Annotated in this window: 19 protein-coding genes and 1 pseudogene; 9 read left to right on the top strand and 11 right to left on the bottom strand. The window is 41.8% G+C overall.

Annotated elements, in window-relative coordinates; genetic code table 11:
• Nucleotides 1–23: 23 nt before the first annotated feature.
• The 4 genes from ilvN to ilvE all read right to left on the bottom strand — a co-directional run bounded on the left by ilvN (nt 24) and on the right by ilvE (nt 5,272).
• Nucleotides 24–545, bottom strand: a complete 522-nt coding sequence (gene ilvN / locus G8761_RS13510; RefSeq protein WP_166027502.1) for an acetolactate synthase small subunit — start codon at nt 543–545, stop codon at nt 24–26.
• Entirely contained in the window at nt 542–2,266 is a 1,725-nt protein-coding gene (ilvB, locus tag G8761_RS13505) for an acetolactate synthase large subunit (RefSeq protein WP_166027500.1), read from the bottom strand. Before ilvB ends, ilvN begins: the two co-directional genes overlap by 4 nt.
• 423 nt (nt 2,267–2,689) lie before the next feature.
• Nucleotides 2,690–4,357 carry a dihydroxy-acid dehydratase gene (ilvD, locus tag G8761_RS13500; RefSeq protein WP_166027498.1) on the bottom strand — a complete coding sequence of 556 codons (1,668 nt, stop codon included), beginning with the start codon at nt 4,355–4,357 and terminating at the stop codon, nt 2,690–2,692.
• Nucleotides 4,358–4,366: 9 nt separating this feature from the next.
• The gene (ilvE, locus tag G8761_RS13495) at nt 4,367–5,272 is read right to left on the bottom strand and encodes a branched-chain-amino-acid transaminase (protein ID WP_166027496.1); all 906 of its coding nucleotides are present in this window, start codon (nt 5,270–5,272) and stop codon (nt 4,367–4,369) included.
• 401 nt (nt 5,273–5,673) lie between these two features.
• Between ilvE and G8761_RS13490 the strand changes: the two are divergent.
• Nucleotides 5,674–6,478, top strand: a pseudogene (locus tag G8761_RS13490) (formate/nitrite transporter family protein).
• Nucleotides 6,479–6,533: 55 nt separating this feature from the next.
• Here the strand turns inward: G8761_RS13490 and G8761_RS13485 are convergent.
• The 4 genes from G8761_RS13485 to G8761_RS13470 form a co-directional block, all read right to left on the bottom strand.
• Nucleotides 6,534–6,695 carry a hypothetical protein gene (locus G8761_RS13485; RefSeq protein WP_166027494.1) on the bottom strand — a complete coding sequence of 54 codons (162 nt, stop codon included), beginning with the start codon at nt 6,693–6,695 and terminating at the stop codon, nt 6,534–6,536.
• A gap of 160 nt (nt 6,696–6,855) precedes the next feature.
• Nucleotides 6,856–8,088 (bottom strand): peptidase T, encoded by a 1,233-nt coding sequence (gene pepT / locus G8761_RS13480; RefSeq protein WP_166027492.1) that lies wholly within the window; start codon nt 8,086–8,088, stop codon nt 6,856–6,858.
• A 93-nt stretch (nt 8,089–8,181) separates the two neighbouring features.
• Nucleotides 8,182–8,547 (bottom strand): RDD family protein, encoded by a 366-nt coding sequence (locus G8761_RS28095; RefSeq protein WP_166027490.1) that lies wholly within the window; start codon nt 8,545–8,547, stop codon nt 8,182–8,184.
• A 2-nt stretch (nt 8,548–8,549) separates the two neighbouring features.
• Nucleotides 8,550–8,918, bottom strand: a complete 369-nt coding sequence (locus G8761_RS13470) for a DUF4339 domain-containing protein (RefSeq protein WP_166027488.1) — start codon at nt 8,916–8,918, stop codon at nt 8,550–8,552.
• A 138-nt stretch (nt 8,919–9,056) separates the two neighbouring features.
• On the opposite strand from G8761_RS13470, the gene G8761_RS13465 reads away from it, so the two are divergent.
• From G8761_RS13465 to G8761_RS13430, 8 genes are all read left to right on the top strand, one after another.
• Complete coding sequence (locus G8761_RS13465; protein ID WP_166027486.1) at nt 9,057–9,656, top strand: GNAT family N-acetyltransferase; 600 nt, start codon at nt 9,057–9,059, stop codon at nt 9,654–9,656.
• A gap of 9 nt (nt 9,657–9,665) precedes the next feature.
• A complete protein-coding gene (locus G8761_RS13460) occupies nt 9,666–10,085 on the top strand; it encodes a GNAT family N-acetyltransferase (RefSeq protein ID WP_166027484.1) in 420 nt (139 codons plus the stop codon).
• Between the two features lie 112 nt (nt 10,086–10,197).
• Nucleotides 10,198–10,902 carry an MBL fold metallo-hydrolase gene (locus G8761_RS13455; RefSeq protein WP_166027482.1) on the top strand — a complete coding sequence of 235 codons (705 nt, stop codon included), beginning with the start codon at nt 10,198–10,200 and terminating at the stop codon, nt 10,900–10,902.
• Between the two features lie 14 nt (nt 10,903–10,916).
• Nucleotides 10,917–11,510: a TetR/AcrR family transcriptional regulator gene (locus tag G8761_RS13450; protein WP_166027480.1), complete on the top strand. Its 594-nt coding sequence runs from the start codon at nt 10,917–10,919 to the stop codon at nt 11,508–11,510.
• Complete coding sequence (locus G8761_RS13445; RefSeq protein ID WP_166027478.1) at nt 11,494–11,835, top strand: YrdB family protein; 342 nt, start codon at nt 11,494–11,496, stop codon at nt 11,833–11,835. The genes G8761_RS13450 and G8761_RS13445 overlap by 17 nt, the downstream gene beginning before the upstream one ends.
• Before the next feature lie 266 nt (nt 11,836–12,101).
• Complete coding sequence (locus G8761_RS13440) at nt 12,102–12,395, top strand: putative quinol monooxygenase (protein ID WP_166027476.1); 294 nt, start codon at nt 12,102–12,104, stop codon at nt 12,393–12,395.
• Between the two features lie 41 nt (nt 12,396–12,436).
• A complete protein-coding gene (locus G8761_RS13435; RefSeq protein ID WP_166027678.1) occupies nt 12,437–13,105 on the top strand; it encodes an NAD(P)H-dependent oxidoreductase in 669 nt (222 codons plus the stop codon).
• 34 nt (nt 13,106–13,139) lie between these two features.
• A complete protein-coding gene (locus G8761_RS13430) occupies nt 13,140–14,261 on the top strand; it encodes an NADH-dependent flavin oxidoreductase (RefSeq protein ID WP_166027474.1) in 1,122 nt (373 codons plus the stop codon).
• Between the two features lie 587 nt (nt 14,262–14,848).
• On the opposite strand, the gene G8761_RS13425 is transcribed toward G8761_RS13430, so the two are convergent.
• From G8761_RS13425 to G8761_RS13415, 3 genes are all read right to left on the bottom strand, one after another.
• Complete coding sequence (locus tag G8761_RS13425) at nt 14,849–16,531, bottom strand: glycosyl hydrolase family 28-related protein (protein WP_166027472.1); 1,683 nt, start codon at nt 16,529–16,531, stop codon at nt 14,849–14,851.
• A gap of 205 nt (nt 16,532–16,736) precedes the next feature.
• Nucleotides 16,737–17,453 (bottom strand): exonuclease domain-containing protein, encoded by a 717-nt coding sequence (locus G8761_RS13420; protein ID WP_243450013.1) that lies wholly within the window; start codon nt 17,451–17,453, stop codon nt 16,737–16,739.
• 17 nt (nt 17,454–17,470) lie between these two features.
• Entirely contained in the window at nt 17,471–18,442 is a 972-nt protein-coding gene (locus G8761_RS13415; protein WP_166027468.1) for a DUF294 nucleotidyltransferase-like domain-containing protein, read from the bottom strand.
• Nucleotide 18,443 lies beyond the last annotated feature (1 nt).

Below are 18,443 nucleotides of genomic sequence, written 5' to 3'. Positions count from 1 at the left end.
TTTTATCATCCCTTCGAAAGTTTTTATTTTAATAGAGAGTAGGAATTCATTTCAGTTACCTGAGGCTGCTGTCCCCGTAAAAAGGCTGTCAAACCTGTTCTGGAAAGCTCTTTAATTCCATATGGGCGAAGCAGTTCAATCAGAGCTTCTATTTTTTCCGGCTTTCCGGTTACCTGAATAGCAAGACTGTCTTTGCTAACGTCAATAATGGATGCCCGAAAAGGTTCGATTATTCCTTTTATTTCGCTTCTAAGCTGTCCGCCGCCGGCTACCTTGATTAGGGCCAATTCTCTGGCAACAATAGCTTTGTCGGTTATATCGGAAACTTTTAAAACATCAATCTGCTTGTTTAGCTGTTTTGTAACCTGCTCCAGCTTCTGGCTGTCTTCCACATCAACAACTAGTGTCATTTTTGAGATGCCCTCTGTTTCAGTGGGGCCGACAGAAATGCTTTCAATATTAAACTGCCGTCTTTGCAGGAGCCCTGTTACGCGATTAAGGACACCGCTTCGGTTTTGGACAGTTGCGGTTATAATTCTTCTCATTCTTTCACCCCGATCATTTCGTGAAGCCCTTTTCCGGGGGCAATCATTGGATAGACGTTTTCCTGCTGGAGAACGCGGCAGTCCATCAAAACTGGTCCATCGTATGCCATGACATCAGGTAAAACAGAAAGAAGTTCTTCCTGCGAGGTTACCTTAATGCCGCGAACTTGATAGCTTTCGGCAAGCATTGAAAAATCAGGCTGGGATTGCAAAACGGAATGGGAATAACGATTTTCATAGAATGTTTCCTGCCATTGCCTAACCATTCCCAGAGCTCCATTGTTCACAATGATGATTTTAATAGGCAATTTCAGCTCATGAACCACGGATAATTCCTGCAAAGTCATCTGAAAGCCTGCGTCCCCAACGATTGCGATAACTTTGCTTTCAGGTGAGGCAATTTGAGCGCCTATTGCTGCAGGAAAACCGAACCCCATCGTGCCAAGCCCACCTGAGGTCACCCAGCGGTGAGGCTCTGAAAATTGATAGTATTGTGCTGCCCACATTTGATGCTGCCCTACATCTGTTGTAATGACTGCGTCCCCGTTTGTGGCTTGATGAATGGCCCGCATGAGCCACTGCGGACACATATCGGAATCGTTATTTTTGTACCAAAGAGGGAACTGCAATTTGTTCTGCTCGAGCTTTTCCATCCATTCGTGGTGGACAAGCGGTTCAACTGATTGAGATGACAGTTCGCAGAGTGCTTCTTTTGCATCTGAAACAATAGGAATATGTGTGATTACGACTTTTCCTATTTCTGCAGGGTCAATATCGATGTGTGCAACCTTAGCATTAGGAGCAAAGTGTTTAAGATTACCTGTCAGGCGGTCATCGAATCTAGCTCCAATATTGATGAGTAAATCGCACTCATAAAGTGCCATATTTGCTGTATAGGTCCCATGCATTCCGCCCATCCCAAGGGAAAGAGGGCTTTCAGCAGGGAAGCTTCCAAGGCCTAAAAGGGTAGTAACAACTGGCAGGGAATGTTTTTCAGCAAAATTCCTAAGCTCTTCAGAGGCTTTGGCATGAAGAACACCAGCGCCTGCTAGTAAAACCGGTTTTCTTGATTTTGACAGTGCCTCCGCCAGCTTCTTGATTTGAAGCGGATTTGGCTTTGTTGTCGGCTGATAGCCAGGCAGAAAAAAGTCTGACTTTAAATCACTGTCATCGATTTCACCCGCTGAAATATCCTTTGGAATGTCGATCACTACTGGACCCGGACGGCCGGTGGAAGCGATATGAAAGGCTTCCTTAACAATCCGGGGTAAGTCTCCGGCTGACCGAACTTGATAATTATGTTTGGTAATAGGAGTGGTGATGGCCATAATGTCTGATTCTTGGAAAGCATCTGTTCCGATAACACTCGTGGCCACCTGTCCAGTGAAAATAACCAATGGAAGGGAATCCATCATGGCATCAGCAATTCCTGTCACCAGATTGGTTGCTCCGGGTCCGGATGTCGCAATGACTACTCCGGGTTTTCCTGTAATCCGGGCATAACCTTCTGCTGCATGGATAGAGCCCTGTTCATGGCGGAAGAGGATGTGTTTAATTTCATCCCTTGCCCGGTATATCGCGTCATAGATTGGAAGTACGGCTCCTCCCGGATACCCGAACAACAATTCAACTCCCTCTTCAATAAGTGATTTGATGAGAAGATCTGCTCCCGTTTTGGGGGCTGTGCTGGTTTGTATGGCCAGCGCTGCTTCAACATTCACGTAGTAATCCCTCCTTGGTATAAAATAAGTAATTTAAAATCGGCATTTGCCGTGGTAAACATTTGAATTTTCTGCATTTTCTGAGTCTAATTATCCATAGAAAAAAGGCCTATTCCTGTCCGAATAAACTGCATATAAAGGATATACAGCTTAAACGGGGAGAAAAGGCCTTTGCTTTCCACGGTACCACCCGATTTCACAGCATTTTTGCAAATGCTGCCTTATGAAGCGGCATGAAATAAAGCGCCGCTTCTTTTTGGTAACGGGTATTTTAAAAATACCCGGCTCAGCCTAATTGGTTGACCGTTCAGCTCAGCACTCAGGGATGATGTCAGAATAAGAAGTATTGTCGGGCTTCCAGCAACCCCGGCTCTCTGAAAATACTTATTGTTATTCCTTTATTCCCGTCATCGATTTCAAAAGTTATATTTTCATCACTCCGCCTGTGTTAGCGGATGTTACAAGCTTTGCATATTTTGCAAGATAGCCAGATTTGATTTTTGGTTCAGGCTTTTTCCAGGCTGCACGTCTCTTGGCCAAAACTTCTTCTTCAACCAGAAGGTCAATGCTTCTGGTTTGGAGATCGATCATGATTGGGTCACCATTTTCAACGAAGGCAATAGGGCCGCCTTCAGCCGCTTCTGGTGAGATATGGCCGACTGAAATTCCGCGGCTTGCTCCTGAAAATCTTCCATCGGTAATGAGGGCAACCTCTTTATCGAGACCCCGTCCAGCTATGGCAGAGGTAGGGGCGAGCATTTCGGGCATTCCCGGACCGCCTTTTGGTCCTTCGTAGCGGATAACTACCACATGTCCCGATTCTACAAGGCCGTTGTCGATTCCAGCCTGAGCTTCTTCCTGGGATTCAAAAACAATAGCTTCGCCTAGGAAGGTTTTAATGGAAGGGTCAACTGCACCAACTTTAATGACGCCGCCATCGGGAGCGAGATTTCCAAAGAGGATGGAAAGGCCGCCAACAGGGCTGTATGGATTCTCTTTAGTACGAATAACCTTTTCATTTGTAATTTTTGCTTCGCTTACGCTTTCCGCGATGGTTTTTCCTGTAATAGTTAAGCAATCTTTATTTATCAGGCCGTCAATCTGGCAAAGCTCATTGATAATGGCACTGACTCCGCCAGCTTCATGAACATCCTGCATGGAATAATCGGAAGCCGGGCTTATTTTTGATAAATAAGGAACTCTTTCAGCAATGCGGTTGATTTCCTTAAGGTCATATTCAATACCAGCCTCATGGGCGATGGCTAAGGTATGAAGGACGGTATTTGTTGATCCTCCCATAGCCATATCAAGTGCAAATGCATTATCAAAAGCTTCTTTTGTTAAGATATCCCGAGGCTTGATATCTTTTTTGACTAATTCCATCAAATGCCTTGCTGCCTGCCGGATAAGTTCATGTCTTTCTTCGGAGGTGGCAACAATGGTTCCGTTGCCTGGAACTGTCAGGCCAAGGACCTCCATCAGGCAGTTCATTGAATTTGCAGTAAACATTCCTGAACAGGATCCGCAAGTTGGGCAAGCATGAGTTTCAAGTTCAAGCAGTTCCTTTTCGGAAATGGACCCCTTGTTATAGGCACCCACCCCCTCAAAAACAGATACAAGGGAGAGGGGCTTTCCTGATGGAGACATGCCGGCTTCCATAGGTCCTCCGGAAACGAAGACTGAAGGAACATTGGTGCGGGCAGCTGCCATCAGCATTCCAGGCGTGATTTTATCACAGTTTGGAATATAAAAGACCCCATCAAACCAATGGGCATTAATAACTGTTTCAGCACTGTCAGCAATAATCTCTCGGCTTGGAAGGGAATAGCGCATGCCGATATGGCCCATTGCAATTCCGTCATCCACTCCGATCGTATTAAACTCAAATGGGATACCGCCAGCTTCGCGAATAGCTTCTTTTACTATTTCTCCGAATTGATTAAGATGGCGGTGGCCTGGAATAATATCAATGTATGAATTGCATACTCCAATAAAAGGCTTTTCGAGATCACTAACTTTTACTCCAGTTGCGTATAAAAGGCTTCGGTGCGGTGCACGGTCCATGCCTTTTTTAATCATGTCACTTCTCATAAGGTCCTCCTAACTGTAAACGGCCTGTGTTTTTGGAGGGTAACAAGATACTCCATCTGTAACAACAGCCTTTCTGAATTCCTCTAAAAGATGATTTGTTATTGGGCCTGGCAGGCCGTCGTTGATTTTTCGTCCATCTGCTTCGATAACCGCGATAACCTCTACTGCGGTACCAGTTAAGAAAACCTCATCTGCTACATAGACATCATGGCGTGTAAATGGCGATTCCCTTAATTCGTAGCCTTTATCACGCGCAATATCGATAATGGCATTGCGGGTAATGCCTTCCAAGGCTCCAAGATATACAGGAGGAGTAAAGATTACTCCGTTTTTAACAATGAAAATATTATCAGCAGAGCCTTCAGTAACATAGCCCTGATCGTTCAGCATTAAAGCTTCATCCACGCCAGCCTGGTTGGCTTCCATTTTTACGAGGATATTATTTAAATAGTTTAGGGATTTTACCTGTGGGCTAAGAACATCGGGGCGATTCCGCCTTGTTGCCACTGAAGCAATTTTTAGCCCGCGTTCATAAAATTCTTTTGGATAAAGAGCCAGTTCCTCAGCAATAACAATTACACGAGGCTGAGAACAGGAAGAAGGATCAAGTCCTAGGTTTCCGGCTCCTCTTGAAACCACGACACGGATGTAGGCACTCTGGAGGTTGTTTTTTGTGACAGTATCGACGATAATTTGGCTCATTTCCTCTTTCGTGTAGGGAATCTGGAGCCTGATGGACTGGGCGGATTCATACAGCCGTTTAATATGGGCGTCAAGCCTGAAAACATTTCCGCTGTAAACCCGAATACCTTCAAACACCCCATCTCCATACAAAAAACCGTGATCATACACCGATACTACCGCATCTTCTTTCCTGACGAATGTACCGCCAAGAAAAATCCACTGACTTGTCATTGTTGAAACAACTCCAATCTTTAATAAATAACAGCTTTAAAGGATTAAAATAAAAGTTTAAAATAACAGCCTTATTGTCCATATTTTTTTATACCGAAGTCATGGAAAAAGGCTTCAAGGTTAATGGATGTTTTTCTTATTGTCGTTAATAATACAACCATTCAAAAATGTGGTCAATATATAATCTGACAATTCAAAACAATCTGAAATGAATGATAGCGTTTACATTGTTGTTAGGTTAAGAAATAGCGCCCAAAAAAATTTTTTTTGAAGAAAAAATGTAAGCGTTTTAAAAATGGTAGATAAAAGTTCACACGATTGAGAAGGGGGAATGCGGTAAAATAGGCATGCATATATGTGATAAACTTCACAAAAAAGAAAGTGAGAGGACTTGAGAGAGTATGGCATTCAAGAAACCTGAGGAAATAATGTCAGCCACTTTTTATATTGGTGTGAAAAAAGTGAAATATCCTTTCCGTGAAAAATTTATTCTTGGATTTGAAGCAGGTGCCTTCATTGCTCTTGGATATCTGCTTTTTATTAGAGTGACAGCCGGATTGGAAGGACCTATAGAAGGCTTGGAGAGTTTAATAGGGGCATCTGTTTTTCCAATTGGATAATTCTTACGCTCCTGGCTGGCGGAGAACAGTTAACGGGCAACATGATGGCGGTGCCTTTAGCTCGTTTTGCTGCAAAGGTTGGGTCTGGGGAGGTCCTAAAGAACTGGTTTGTTATAACTGCCAGTAATTTTATCCAGCCAATTTTGTAGCATATGTTTTTGGCCATTTGGCAGGGCTGACCGAAACGGGACCGTTTTTGGAAAAGACAGTCAGTATTGCTCAGCATAAACTCGAAACAAATTTTATGCAGGCCTTTTTATCAGGAATTGGCTGTAATTGGCTTGTGGCCCCGGCTATTTGGCTGTCTTACGGAGCAGACGATATAATGGGGAAAATCGCAGGAATTTGGTTTCCCACCATGACTTTTGTCGCAATTGGTTTTCAGCAAGTTGTCGCCAATATGTTTGTTATTCCGGCAGCTATTTTTGCAGGTCATTTTACCTGGATTGAATACCTGCAAAACTTTTTTCCAGTCTTCTTGGGAAATGCTACAGGCGGCTGTATTTTTGTGGGGCTCGCTTATTGGCTTGCCTTTAGGAAAAGCGAAACGAAAAAAGGTTCTTTTTCTTTTTCTAAAGAAAGATAGAGGATTCCGGACAAGGTTCTCCAAAAGTAAGTGAAAGTCTATAAAAGGTGCTATTTTAAGACTTGCGTACCTGTTCAAGTTTTTCAACGGTCCATAATGCTGATGACAATACGAAAGCAACCTCTCTCTGTGCATCCCTATTCTCTAAATCAAGTCCGTTTATTAGTTTGTTTAGGGCAAGTCTGACATGACTTAATTTATATTGATCCATACTCATAATAATGCCTCCTAATAATATATCCGAAGTCTCTTCTTACCCTCCAATATCCCCAAGTCCAAAGAAACTACACATAATTCAAAAATAGTTCATTAACTTGCCCTAAATTAAAAGCAGAACACAAAAAAAGCCATCCCAGCAATAGGGGCAGCCTGAATCTTTACGCTTTTTGTTCATACAGCTGAGCAATTCCGATTATAACGTTTACTGCTTTTAGCATGTTATCTACAGAAATGAATTCATATTTACCGTGATAGTTTTCACCACCGGTAAATATGTTTGGTGTTGGAAGGCCCATATAGGATAGCTGAGAACCGTCTGTACCGCCACGAATCGGCTTGATAATTGGTTTGATATCAAGCTTTTCCATTGCTTCGTGTGCGATATCGACAATAAATTTTACTGGTTCGATTTTTTCACGCATATTGTAGTAGGAGTCTTTTAGTTCTAACTGCAGCCGGTCTTCGCCATATTTTTTCTTTAAATTATTTACAATAGACTCCATTTTTTCCTTGCGGGCTTCAAAACTCTCGCGTTCGAAATCCCGAATGATATAGCTAAGGTTTGTATCTTCTACATCTCCATTAAAACCAAGAAGATGATAGAAGCCTTCATAGCCTTCCGTATGCTCTGGAGCTTCTTCTGCAGGAAGCATGCTGTTTAATTCCATTGCAATTTTGATGGAATTGACCATTTTTCCTTTAGCTGTTCCAGGATGGATGTTAGTTCCTTTGATTGTTATTTTTGCTGAAGCCGCATTAAAGCTTTCATATTCGAGCTCTCCCAAGGGACCGCCATCAACGGTATAAGCATAATTTGCGTTAAATGCTGCCACATCAAATTTATGCGGACCTCTTCCGATTTCCTCATCCGGAGTAAACGCTACTCTGATTTTTCCATGCTTAATCTCAGGATGGTTGATCAAATAGTCCATTGCTGTCATTATCTCAGCAACTCCAGCTTTATTATCCGCCCCAAGGAGAGTGGTACCATCTGTTGTAATAAGAGTGTGGCCTTTATAGTCAGGAAGCTGCGGGAAATCACTTGTTGTCATCACAATATTTAAGGATTGGTTTAAAGTGATATCCTTGCCATCATAGTTTTCAACTATTTGGGGCTGTACGTTCTTTCCGGTAAAATCAGTCGCAGTGTCTACGTGGGCTAAAAATCCGATTACCGGAACCTCTTTGTCTGTGTTGGCAGGAAGGGTTGCCATAACATACCCATTCTCATCCATATTTACTTCAGTCATGCCGATGGATGTAAGCTCATCCACAAGCATTCTGGCAAGCGTTAGCTGGCCTTTAGTGGAAGGGCATGTTTCACTGGTGTCATCGGACTGGGTGTCCACTTTTACGTATGTAGTAAATCTCTCAATGATTTCATTCTTCAAGTTTCTTCATCTCCTTAAAAAATAACTATAATCATCATATCATGATTGAAGGGTACTCATATATTCAGCAGATTATAATATTTTAAAAATTCCTTATATTTTCCCGAAAATAAAACCAGTACAAAATAAAGCATCAGGTAACAGAGCAGTGAATAAAAAGCGGCCAATACTGGTTTCTCCATAGAGAATTACTGTACCGCATTTTAAATCCCATGGAGACAAGCCGCTTTTAGGCCTACTAAAATGGGAACGTAGTGAAAATAGGAAACTAAAGAAAGGAATCCCCAACCCCATCCCGGATAATGCGATATAAAAACTTCTTCTAAACGCAGTTAAATAGTCCAGGGGCTCTCCAGTAATGCTGCGAATCCTCGTATTTAGAAGAGACTTTCCAAGTGTATTGCCAAAAATAGAAAGAATGATCGGTTCTGTTGCTGACCAAAGTGAAAGGATGAGCAATCCTAAAAATTTGAAGGATATTTCAGATAAAAAATCAGGTGAAAAAATGTGAGAAGGATACCAACAAGTGATGAAAAAATAGCAAGATCAAACATCCTTGCGATATATCTGATTAGTGACTGCCATTCAACTAGGCAATCAAGAGGCAGGAGTTCCTGGCGGTCTACTGATGATAATGTGTTTTTAAAAAAAGAGGAGAATTGATCCAATGACCCGGCCAAATTCCAGTCGTCCAAATCATTGTTCCAAATAAGGGTATTTTCGTAAAGCACACCTTGTTCAAACATTTTAGTTAATTCAAATAAACTGATGGGTCCCTCTTGCTGACGATTTCTGACGTAAAACCAAGTATTCTGGTTTCCGGGTTCCATATAATCGCCTCCTATATAAGTAAATTGTACCACATCAGATTTCTTATTTTTGGATAAATTTATCAGTTTTTTAAATTTAACTCAACCGGTTTAGAAAATTTTGTATAATAAGTGAAAATTTAAAATAGGGGTGGAAGCATGGAAACAGTCGAAATATACAGCGATTTGCCAATCCTGGAAACAGAAAGGATAATTTTGAGAAAGGTAACAATTCAGGATTTGGGTGATATGTTTGATTATTGTTCAAACAAAGAAGTTTCCCGCTTCGTAACCTGGGATGCTCATGAATCTTTAGACGATACAAAAGAATTTATTGGCTTTGTTTTAAATCAATATTTACATGGAAAAGTAGCTCCATGGGCTATTGAATATAAAGAGAATCATAAAATGATAGGAACAATCGACTTTGTATCCTGGAATCCGGGTCAAAATAGTGCCGAAATTGGGTACGTGCTTTCTCCGGAATACTGGGGGAAAGGGATTACAACAGAAGCAGCTAAGGAATTAATCCGTTTTGGATTTGAAAATATGGATTTGATACGGATTCAGGCGCGTTGTTTTACCGAAAATATTGGTTCTGCACGGGTAATGGAAAAGGCGGGTATGAAACACGAGGGCATTTTGCGTAAAGGGATGAAGATTAAGGGGAAACACTGGGATCTCCACGTTTATTCCATATTGAAGGAAGAATATTTTAGTTCGATTGAAGAAAATCGTAAAAAAACAATACATCTTTAGAGGGAGTATATGGATATACAAATCAGTAGTGATTTTACCGATGCAAATCTGGATGAAATGAGAGGAGTCTATTGCTCTGTAGGTTGGACAAAGCATACGAATGAAATTATTCAGCAAGTTTTTGAAGCCAGTAATGTTAAAGTATTGGTTACAGTGGATGGACGACTCATTGGATTTGGAAGAGCAATGACTGATGGATTTTTTAATGCGGCTATTTATGATGTTGTGGTGAAAAAAGATTTTCAGAAGCAGGGTATTGCGAAAAAAATAATGGAGTTTTTGCTGGAGAGGTTAAGCAGTGTCTCTTGGATACATTTAATTTCCACAAGTGGAAACGAGGAGTTTAACCGGAAGCTTGGCCTTAAAAAACTTAAAACAGGAATGGCCAGATACTTAAATCCTCAGCTAAGAGAGGAGTATCTTGAATAGGAAAAAGAGGGAGGCAAAATTGCCCTCTTTATTTTTGGAAAAAATACCCTTGATTTAACTAATGGTATTAGTTAAAATAAAACTAATAAGATTAGTTAAGGAGTGTGTTCTAATGAGAGCCATACGTGAAGGATATCTATATCAATTAACTTCTCTTGCCAGACTTTTCCCGGTGAATTGTTATTTGATCGAGGAGGAAGAGGGGCTGACACTTATTGATGCTGCAATGCCATTTAGTGCGAAAGGTATTCTGGAAGTCGCAAAGAAAATTGGTAAACCCATTACAAGAATTGTTCTTACACATGCTCATGAAGATCATGTAGGTGCCCTGGATGCTGTAAAAGCCGAGTTTGCAGCTGCACCAGTTTATATATCAAAAAGGGATGCAAGGATAATGGACGGAGATAAATCCTTAGAAGGGGGAGAGCCTCAAACAGTTATTAAAGGCGGAGTTCCTAAAAATCTTAAAACCAAGCCGGACATTTTATTAAACGAAGGCGATAGGGTTGGGTCACTTATTGCCATTGAAACTCCTGGCCATACACCAGGTTCAATGTCCTTTATGGATATACGTTCTAACGCCCTTATTGCCGGAGATGCCTTTCAAATAAGAGGGGGCATGGCTGTTGCTGGAGACAAAAGGATTTGGTTTCCTTTTCCTGCACTAGGGACTTGGGATAAAAAAACGGCATTAAAAAGTGCAAAAAAAATTCTCTCCTACCAGCCTTCAATACTTGCTGTTGGTCATGGAGAGATGATCAAAAATCCGCAATCAGAAATGGAAAAGGTCATAAAACGATTTGAAATGAAATTATAAAGGGAGTAAGTAAAATGTCACCGAGGCCTAAACATTCATTAGATTTAACTACAATTTTAAAGGAAGCTGCGAATATTGCAGATGAATACAGCTACCTTGAGGTTACATTAGCAACCCTTGCAAAAAAGCTAGGAATCCGTCCTCCCTCACTATATAACCATTTTAACGGGCTTGCAGATTTACGTGAAAAACTGGCTGTCTACGGAATTGAACGGTTATACGAAGAGCTTGAAGAACACACAATCGGGGACCCGGGTGAAAATAGGATATTAAATGTTAGTAAAGCTTATATAAGCTTTGCGCGAAAGCATCCTGGTCTCTATGAGGCAACCTTGTCTGCCCCCAATCCAGAAAATGATGAAGTACAGCGGGCGGGAAGTAAAATAGTTGAACTGGCCGTAAGTATGCTTCAGATTTATGGGCTGGAAGGAGATACTTCATTGCATGCCGTTCGCGGACTGAGAAGCATTCTGCATGGTTTTTCGATGCTGGAACAAAAGGGAGGCTTTGGCCTAGCACTAAATACGGATAAAAGTTTAGAGCTTATTATTTCATCCTTTCTTGGAGGGTTGGAAAGGTTAGGAGGAGAAAATGGTGGAAGTGATTAAATCAGGGAATCTGGCGTTGAGATTTTTGTTGGAGCTTGCTGCATTGGCAGCTCTCGGAATATGGGGATTCCATACTGGTAACGGAGGGGCAGTAAAATGGCTCCTGGGGATTGGAGCTCCGTTGGCCTTTGCTGTTGTTTGGGGTACTTTTGGTTCGCCGGGCGCTCCTTATCCTATAACGGGTATATATCGGACTTTGCTCGAGTTATTAATTTTCTCCATTGCTGCAGGTGCCTTCTTCTTTTCACTTCATCATAAGCTCGCAGGTATATACGTTGCCCTTGCTATTGTTAATCTATTCCTGCTTCGTTTTTGGAAACAATAATATAAATGTCGGGGGAGCCTCCCATTGGGAAGGCTTCTTTTCTTTGGCTGCTCAGAATTTATATCTATATATTCTGATTGCATAAAAAAATGTTTAACCATGTGCAGTAATGTAAAAACAAAAATGTCTGCTGCCCTTTTTCTTACGGAAAGCGGATAGGCAGAAAGTTTGTAAACAACAAGCTTGTTGTTTTAAGGTTGTATACATATAAAAGCATGGTTTTTAGTGGATAATAACACTTGGCCAACAAATAGGAGGGAAAGTTTATGATCATCATTCATGCGTTCATTAAGGTTAAACCAGAAAGCAAGCAGCAGTTTTTGCGTGCTGCTGATAAGGTAATGGAAGGTTCTAAAGCGGAAGAGGGAAATATCAGCTACCACTTATATGAAGATGTAAAGGATCCAAGCACCTTTGTAATGGTGGAGGAATGGAAGGATAAGGATGCCACCACTTTCCATCGTGAGACTGAGCATTATAAAGCCTTTGGCAAAGAAATTAAGGAACATTTGGCGATGCCAAATGAAGTTAAAATATTTGAAGCGGAAAAGCTATCGTAAATTATTCTCTGGTCCGAAGGGAGAGATTCACTGTGGCCGACATGATAGCAAAGAAACAGGAAATCTTAGAGTCACTGGAATTCAGGCATGCCACCAAGGAATTTGACCAGGATAAAAAGATCTCTGAAAGTGATTTTCGATATATTTTGGAGGCTGCAAGATTATCCCCCAGTTCTTTAGGGATAGAACCATGGAAATTTATTGTTGTCCAAAACTCAAGGCTTCGGGAAAGATTGAAAGAGGTGGCCTGGGGGGCACAGGGACAGCTTCCGACGGCAAGCCATTTTGTTCTGATTCTGGCAAGAACCATTAAGGATACAAAATATGATTCAGATTATATTGCCCATCAAATGAAAGAGGTAAAAAAAGTTCCAGAAGAAGTGCACCAGGGAATGCTTGTTAGATATCGGTCCTTTCAGGAAGAGGACTTTCACTTATTTGATAATGAGCGGGCAATATTGGACTGGGCAGGTAAACAGACGTATATCGCCTTAACAAATATGATGACGGCGGCAGCCTTGATTGGAATCGATTCTTGTCCAATAGAGGGATTCGATATGGATGCTGTAAACAAGATACTTGAAGAGGAAGGGCTTTTGGAAAACGGAAGGCTGTCAATGTCGGTAATGGCCGCCTTTGGCTACAGAGTTAAAGAACCGCGTCCAAAAGCACGAAGGCAGCTGGATGATATTGTCCAGTGGGTTGAATAAAATTTGATTTCAATAGCACCAAGGAGGAACAGAAATGAATCAAAAATATAATTCTTTATTTCAGCCGCTTTCTTTAAAAGATGGCGTGGAGTTAAAAAACCGTATTGTAATGGCACCAATGACAAATTTTTCATCCAATTCGGATGGAACTGTAACGGAGGCAGAGGTAAAGTACTACGCCCGCCGTTCAAAGGATGTCAGTATGGTTATTACTGCCTGCACTAATGTAACTGCTAACGGCCAAGGTTTTAAAGGGGAATTTGCCGGAGATCGCGATGAAATGATCCCAAGCTTAAAACAGCTTGCTTCAGCTATTAAAGAGGAGGGAGCAAAAGCAGTTCTCCAAATATTCCATGGCGGCCGGGAATGCCCGCCCGAGCTGGTTGATGGTGATGTTGTAAGTGCAAGCGGAGTTCAATCACCAAACAGACAGTCAGGACCAGTTCCTAGAGAGCTTTCCGATTCTGAAGTTGAAGAAATTATTAAGGCTTTTGGAGAGACTACACGCAGGGCAATAGAGGCAGGCTATGATGGAGTAGAAATCCACGGTGCAAACGGATACCTTATCCAGCAATTCTTCTCTCCTCATTCAAACCGTCGTGAAGATCGCTGGGGTGGAAGTCTAGAAAAACGAATGGCTTTCCCGCTTGCTATTGTGGATGAAGTACAAAGAGTAGTGAAAGAGCACACAAAAGAACCATTTATTGTTGGTTACAGATTTTCTCCTGAAGAACCGGAAACGCCAGGAATTACAATGGATGACACTCTTGCATTAGTGGATGTACTCGCAGGTAAGGGTCTTGATTATCTTCACGTTTCTTTGATGGATTTCTATTCTAAGCCAAGAAGAGGAGCAGATCTTGATCGTCCAAGGATTGAACAGTTAATGGACACAATCAATAACAGGGTGCCTCTTATTGGTGTAGGTTCCATCTACACAGCAGACGAAGCATTAAAGGCAATTGCATCTGGTGTTCCTCTGATCGCTTTGGCTCGCGAACTTATTATTGATCCTGACTGGGTTGAAAAAGTACAAAGCGGAAGAGAAGAAGAAATTGTTACGGAAATTGATAAAAACGATCCTGACCATCATGAGGTTCCAGAACCTTTATGGCAGGCGATTGTTAACTCACCGGGCTGGTTCCCTGGTGTTTAAGATATAACTAAAAGGCTGAGTACCTAATTGGTACCTCGGCCTTTTTAATCTTTTAGGAAATTAAGATTTTTACCTTGTGGATAACTTGAACTGGGTTATTGTAATCCAGCTCCAGCGCCCAGCCAGTTTTCCTCGGGAATATGCTTCTTTGAATATCTTGTGAGGATCATGACCGATAGGTGATGATTAGAACAGCTCGGAGTCATAAGCCAAACCACTTCAGAAATCAGGACAAGGAACGCCTCGGAAGCATCCGCATCGCACGAAGGAAAAGCTTTAGCTTTTCCGAGGATGACTGCGTGATTCGTCTTATGCCTGTCGGAGGCCCACAGGATGTTGCGTATTTAGCCTTTCATCATAAAAATAGGGCGCATGCGCCTTTTGTTCTTCCAATCTATAATATTTTGGCTGAGGCATTTCTAATCTTTATATTGAAAAGGAAATGACTCAATATATGACCAAAGAGGCCCTGGGAAATTGTTGAAAAAGTATTGCCGGCGATCTTGAAAGCAACAGGAGCAGCCATACGTTATCGGATTGAAAAAGGCTTTCCCAATGGGAGAGCCTTTTTCAATCTTGTAGAGTACTTATGAAATGGTTTTTGCCTCATCGCCAGCAATAGAAACAGAAATTTTATATCCATCGGCGCGGAAGTTGGAAACGAGAGTTCCGGGCTGTTCGGTCACAAGTCCTGCTTTTCCGTTTTTTCCTGTTGCTCTGATATTTTGGATGGACGCTGTTAAAATGCCTGATCCAATATGGATAGCTTGTGGGGCGGAGTCGTGAACAATAACATTGTTAATGGCCACATTTTCCGGGTGGTTATCTCCGCCGAATACCTTAATATCAATTCCCGCCTTTTTAAAGTGGCGGATGTTAACATTATAGAGCCCAACATTTCGCGACTTGTATTGAACAGCAATCACTGGGTTCTTCCGGTAGTCATATTCAGGGTCGCCTATTAAGGTGAAATGGTTAATGGCCACGTTTTTATATGCAGATACAACCAATCCTCTCGGTTCTGAATCCTTATAAAGATCTGTATAAATTGGTGCCAGAGCAGCCAGATTGGTTGCTTTGATATTATAAGCAGTTTTCGACTCGGGATCTGTGCTTTGGTGATGGCCAATATGCCTGAAGTTATAGGATCGGTTATCATTAACGGACAAATGGCCAATAATTTGGACATTGCAGGCTGCTGATGAAGTAGCATGTGCTTTTATTTCTACACCGCCAAAACATCGGGTTGAAGAATTATTAACCAGCCAGACATTCTTTGAGCCATCATCCACTTCAATCCCGTTTGAATTGGAAAAACCTTTTTTATGGGCACGGCCGCTAGGGTCGCACATATGGCAGTTTGTTATCAGGATATTGTCACTGTGGTGGGTTGTAATCCCATCGTCACCAAAACCGTAACCGGTCAATAAATCTAACCAGACGTATTGGCTCCCGCCTCGTGCACGGAATCCATCACCCGAATAATTATATAATGTAGAAGAAATATCGAAACAGTGGAGCCCAGGATTAATTCCCTCTACATTCTTAACCCAGCCGTATGATACATTCGCAAATGTCAGGCAGCTGGAATGGTTTCCCCAGGTACTTGTTTTTTCTGCAGTTCCTAGCCGTTCCACATTCCAATCAAGGCTCATTCCCTCCACAAGGATATTTCTGTTTCCTTTCCGATGGTGAAAATTTGTCACAAGGCGGGTGCCCTTTGGCGCTTTGTCGTGGAGTTTGATGGTGGTAACGCCTTTTCCTTTTCCGATTAAGCCGGTAAAAGAAGGGAGCCGAATGCCTTTTGTAATATAGGTTCCTTCCGGTACATGCACAATCACTCTTCCGTTTCCGGATGCTTTTTCAAAGGCTTCCGTACAGTCGGTAATACCGTCGCCTACCGCCCCGAAATCGGCTACATTCACTTCTCTCGCAATCTTCATTAAGTGAAGGTATTCCTCATCGAGCAATGGCTTCCATTCAGGCCAGGGGTTTCCCATTTCATCAACCGTTGTATTTAACATCGGTTCATCGGAGGATGCTCTAATGGTATAAAAGAACCTAAAAATTCCGGCTTTTAATCTTTGGAAAAAAGGAAGCTTTGGCTGGGGAGAAGCAGAGGGGATGCTGACCGATGGAGCAGTACTATTTTCCTGAAAAAGCTGATCCGTCTCTGCAAGCGCCTGTTTTAAGTCAAGCCTTTGTCCCGTAACCTCAGCAAGTAAGTTTCTGTTTTTAGCCGGGTCATGTTTTTTATCGAGATACAGCATTCCATACACCTCTCTTGATATTTATTACATTATTCCCGGTCTTGGGGGATATAACCTTTTTTCAAACTTTATTAATCATGCTAACGGTAAATGCCTTTTTGAGTCTGTGTTAAAACTCATGGCTGATTCTTCATTAAGTTGATTGCGGCGGAAAGCGAGCGCCGAGAGCGTTTAACAAAGCTTTTAGAAAAAAAGAAATGCCAGGCTATAGCCTGGCAAGATAATCGTAGACCTCATATAAATTGTTAAACCCGCTTTCAAGTGCTTTCTTCAAATAGTATTGCCAAATCCGGGCTGTCATTTTGGCATCCTGCAGAGCATGGTGGCGATTCATAACTTCAATCCCGCAATTGCTGCAAATGTTCTCCAATGGCTCTGATTTATAGGATTGCTGCTGCAGCCTGATAAGAAAGGAAGTATCCAGAATCCGATGTTCAAATGAAGAACGAAGGCAGTCACGGTTCCATTTTTGCATAAACGCTCTTTCGTGCTTCGCGTGATGAGCGATAAGAACATGGCTATCAATAAACTCATAGAATTTAAGTAACACTTCTGAAGGAGAAGGAGCTATAAGTAACTCTTCATCTGTTATGTTTGTTAGTTCAGCTATGTGTGCAGGAATTAATGAGTTCGTACGGACTAATGAATAAAAGCATTGCTCTTCCTTAATTTCGGTACCGGACATTTTAATAGCACCAATAGAAATAACCTGCTCTCCTTTATCTGGGTTAAATCCGGTTGTTTCAAGATCGAAAACAACTGTTTCCAGAAAAGCAAGATTTGTCCCTAACTGGTTTTTTTCTTTCATTTCTTTTTGCAGCTGGCGAATAAAAGAGATTTGCTTCGGATCGGTATTTCCATTTATGCCTGCATAAACATTTGAACCGAGCTTCCCAGACATTTGCCTGAAAAACTGAATCATTTCATGCATCCCCATAGTTATGGTTCCTTCTCGACAAGTTTACGGACAAATTGGTAAAGATGGGGCCCATTCTTAATAATATCCTTTACTTCTTTCTTCTGATGGGTCGATAGCTTACTGACCAAAAGAAAATGACCGGAATCATAATTCGAATGGTCACCAAATAGAAGACGAAAATTCAGAAGCTGATAAAATTGTTTTTCATATAACAGGCGTTTTGATGTTGGAATTGACTCCTCTGATAGCTTTTGAAGACGGGAAAGAGTGGAAGACTCGGTTATACACTCCTTCAGGGCAAGAATTCTTACCGCATTTATATAAGGATAAAGAGCCTTTTCTTTAATATTTAGTAATCCTGAATGGGGACCGTGCGTTTCGGTTAAAAATTGTCCCAGCAGCCCGACCCCTTTTTTTAGCAGCATCGTGTTATCGAGCATTCGGGCTAATAGATGGTCTTTATGAATTAACGAGCACGCTTCCTGTTTTAGTTCCTTAATAAACAAATCTTCCCCGGCCAAAGACCGGCCATCCATAAAAATCAATAAGTGACGGATCGTTTCCCATGAGGGTTCATTTATCCAGTTCTTTATCTGTACACTCCATTCATTCAGTGATTTACACCATAAAGGATTCCCGGCCATTACCCCTCCATCGCAAAGGGGATAACCGGTAATAAAGAGACCTTGGGCGATTTCTTTCCCCAGCCTTAAAAAATAATTTTGTGCCAGTTTGCTGTTCTCCTTAAAAATAATACCGTGATCCTGATCGCTCCAGACTGATTGTTCAAACCTGCCGGCGCTTCCCATGACAAAAAAGCAAAAGGAAGTGGGGGGTTCCCCCAGTTCCTCCTTAACTCGTTCTATAGAAATCTCAACGGCCTTTATCATTAATTCATCATGAAGGCGATTGAGTTCAAAATGATCCTTTGATGCTAAAACAATCCTTTGTTGACGATATTCCTTTAACTCTGAATAGGTATAATCAGTCAAA

This window comes from Neobacillus terrae, assembly GCF_011393025.1.
Classification (GTDB): Bacteria; Bacillota; Bacilli; order Bacillales; family Cytobacillaceae; genus Neobacillus_A; species Neobacillus_A terrae.
This window is presented reverse-complemented; position numbering and strand designations above follow the sequence as displayed.

Coding starts and splice junctions, on each gene's coding strand:
- G8761_RS13440 (WP_166027476.1), top strand. CDS start 12,102: ATGATCATCATTCATGCGTTCATTAAGGTTAAACCAGAAAGCAAGCAG.
- G8761_RS13460 (WP_166027484.1), top strand. CDS start 9,666: ATGGATATACAAATCAGTAGTGATTTTACCGATGCAAATCTGGATGAA.
- ilvD (WP_166027498.1), bottom strand. CDS start 4,357: ATGAGAAGTGACATGATTAAAAAAGGCATGGACCGTGCACCGCACCGA.
- G8761_RS13420 (WP_243450013.1), bottom strand. CDS start 17,453: ATGATTCAGTTTTTCAGGCAAATGTCTGGGAAGCTCGGTTCAAATGTT.
- ilvN (WP_166027502.1), bottom strand. CDS start 545: ATGAGAAGAATTATAACCGCAACTGTCCAAAACCGAAGCGGTGTCCTT.
- G8761_RS13465 (WP_166027486.1), top strand. CDS start 9,057: ATGGAAACAGTCGAAATATACAGCGATTTGCCAATCCTGGAAACAGAA.
- G8761_RS13425 (WP_166027472.1), bottom strand. CDS start 16,531: ATGCTGTATCTCGATAAAAAACATGACCCGGCTAAAAACAGAAACTTA.
- G8761_RS13450 (WP_166027480.1), top strand. CDS start 10,917: ATGTCACCGAGGCCTAAACATTCATTAGATTTAACTACAATTTTAAAG.
- G8761_RS13430 (WP_166027474.1), top strand. CDS start 13,140: ATGAATCAAAAATATAATTCTTTATTTCAGCCGCTTTCTTTAAAAGAT.
- G8761_RS13445 (WP_166027478.1), top strand. CDS start 11,494: ATGGTGGAAGTGATTAAATCAGGGAATCTGGCGTTGAGATTTTTGTTG.
- G8761_RS13455 (WP_166027482.1), top strand. CDS start 10,198: ATGAGAGCCATACGTGAAGGATATCTATATCAATTAACTTCTCTTGCC.
- G8761_RS13435 (WP_166027678.1), top strand. CDS start 12,437: ATGATAGCAAAGAAACAGGAAATCTTAGAGTCACTGGAATTCAGGCAT.
- G8761_RS13470 (WP_166027488.1), bottom strand. CDS start 8,918: ATGGAACCCGGAAACCAGAATACTTGGTTTTACGTCAGAAATCGTCAG.
- ilvE (WP_166027496.1), bottom strand. CDS start 5,272: ATGACAAGTCAGTGGATTTTTCTTGGCGGTACATTCGTCAGGAAAGAA.
- G8761_RS13485 (WP_166027494.1), bottom strand. CDS start 6,695: ATGAGTATGGATCAATATAAATTAAGTCATGTCAGACTTGCCCTAAAC.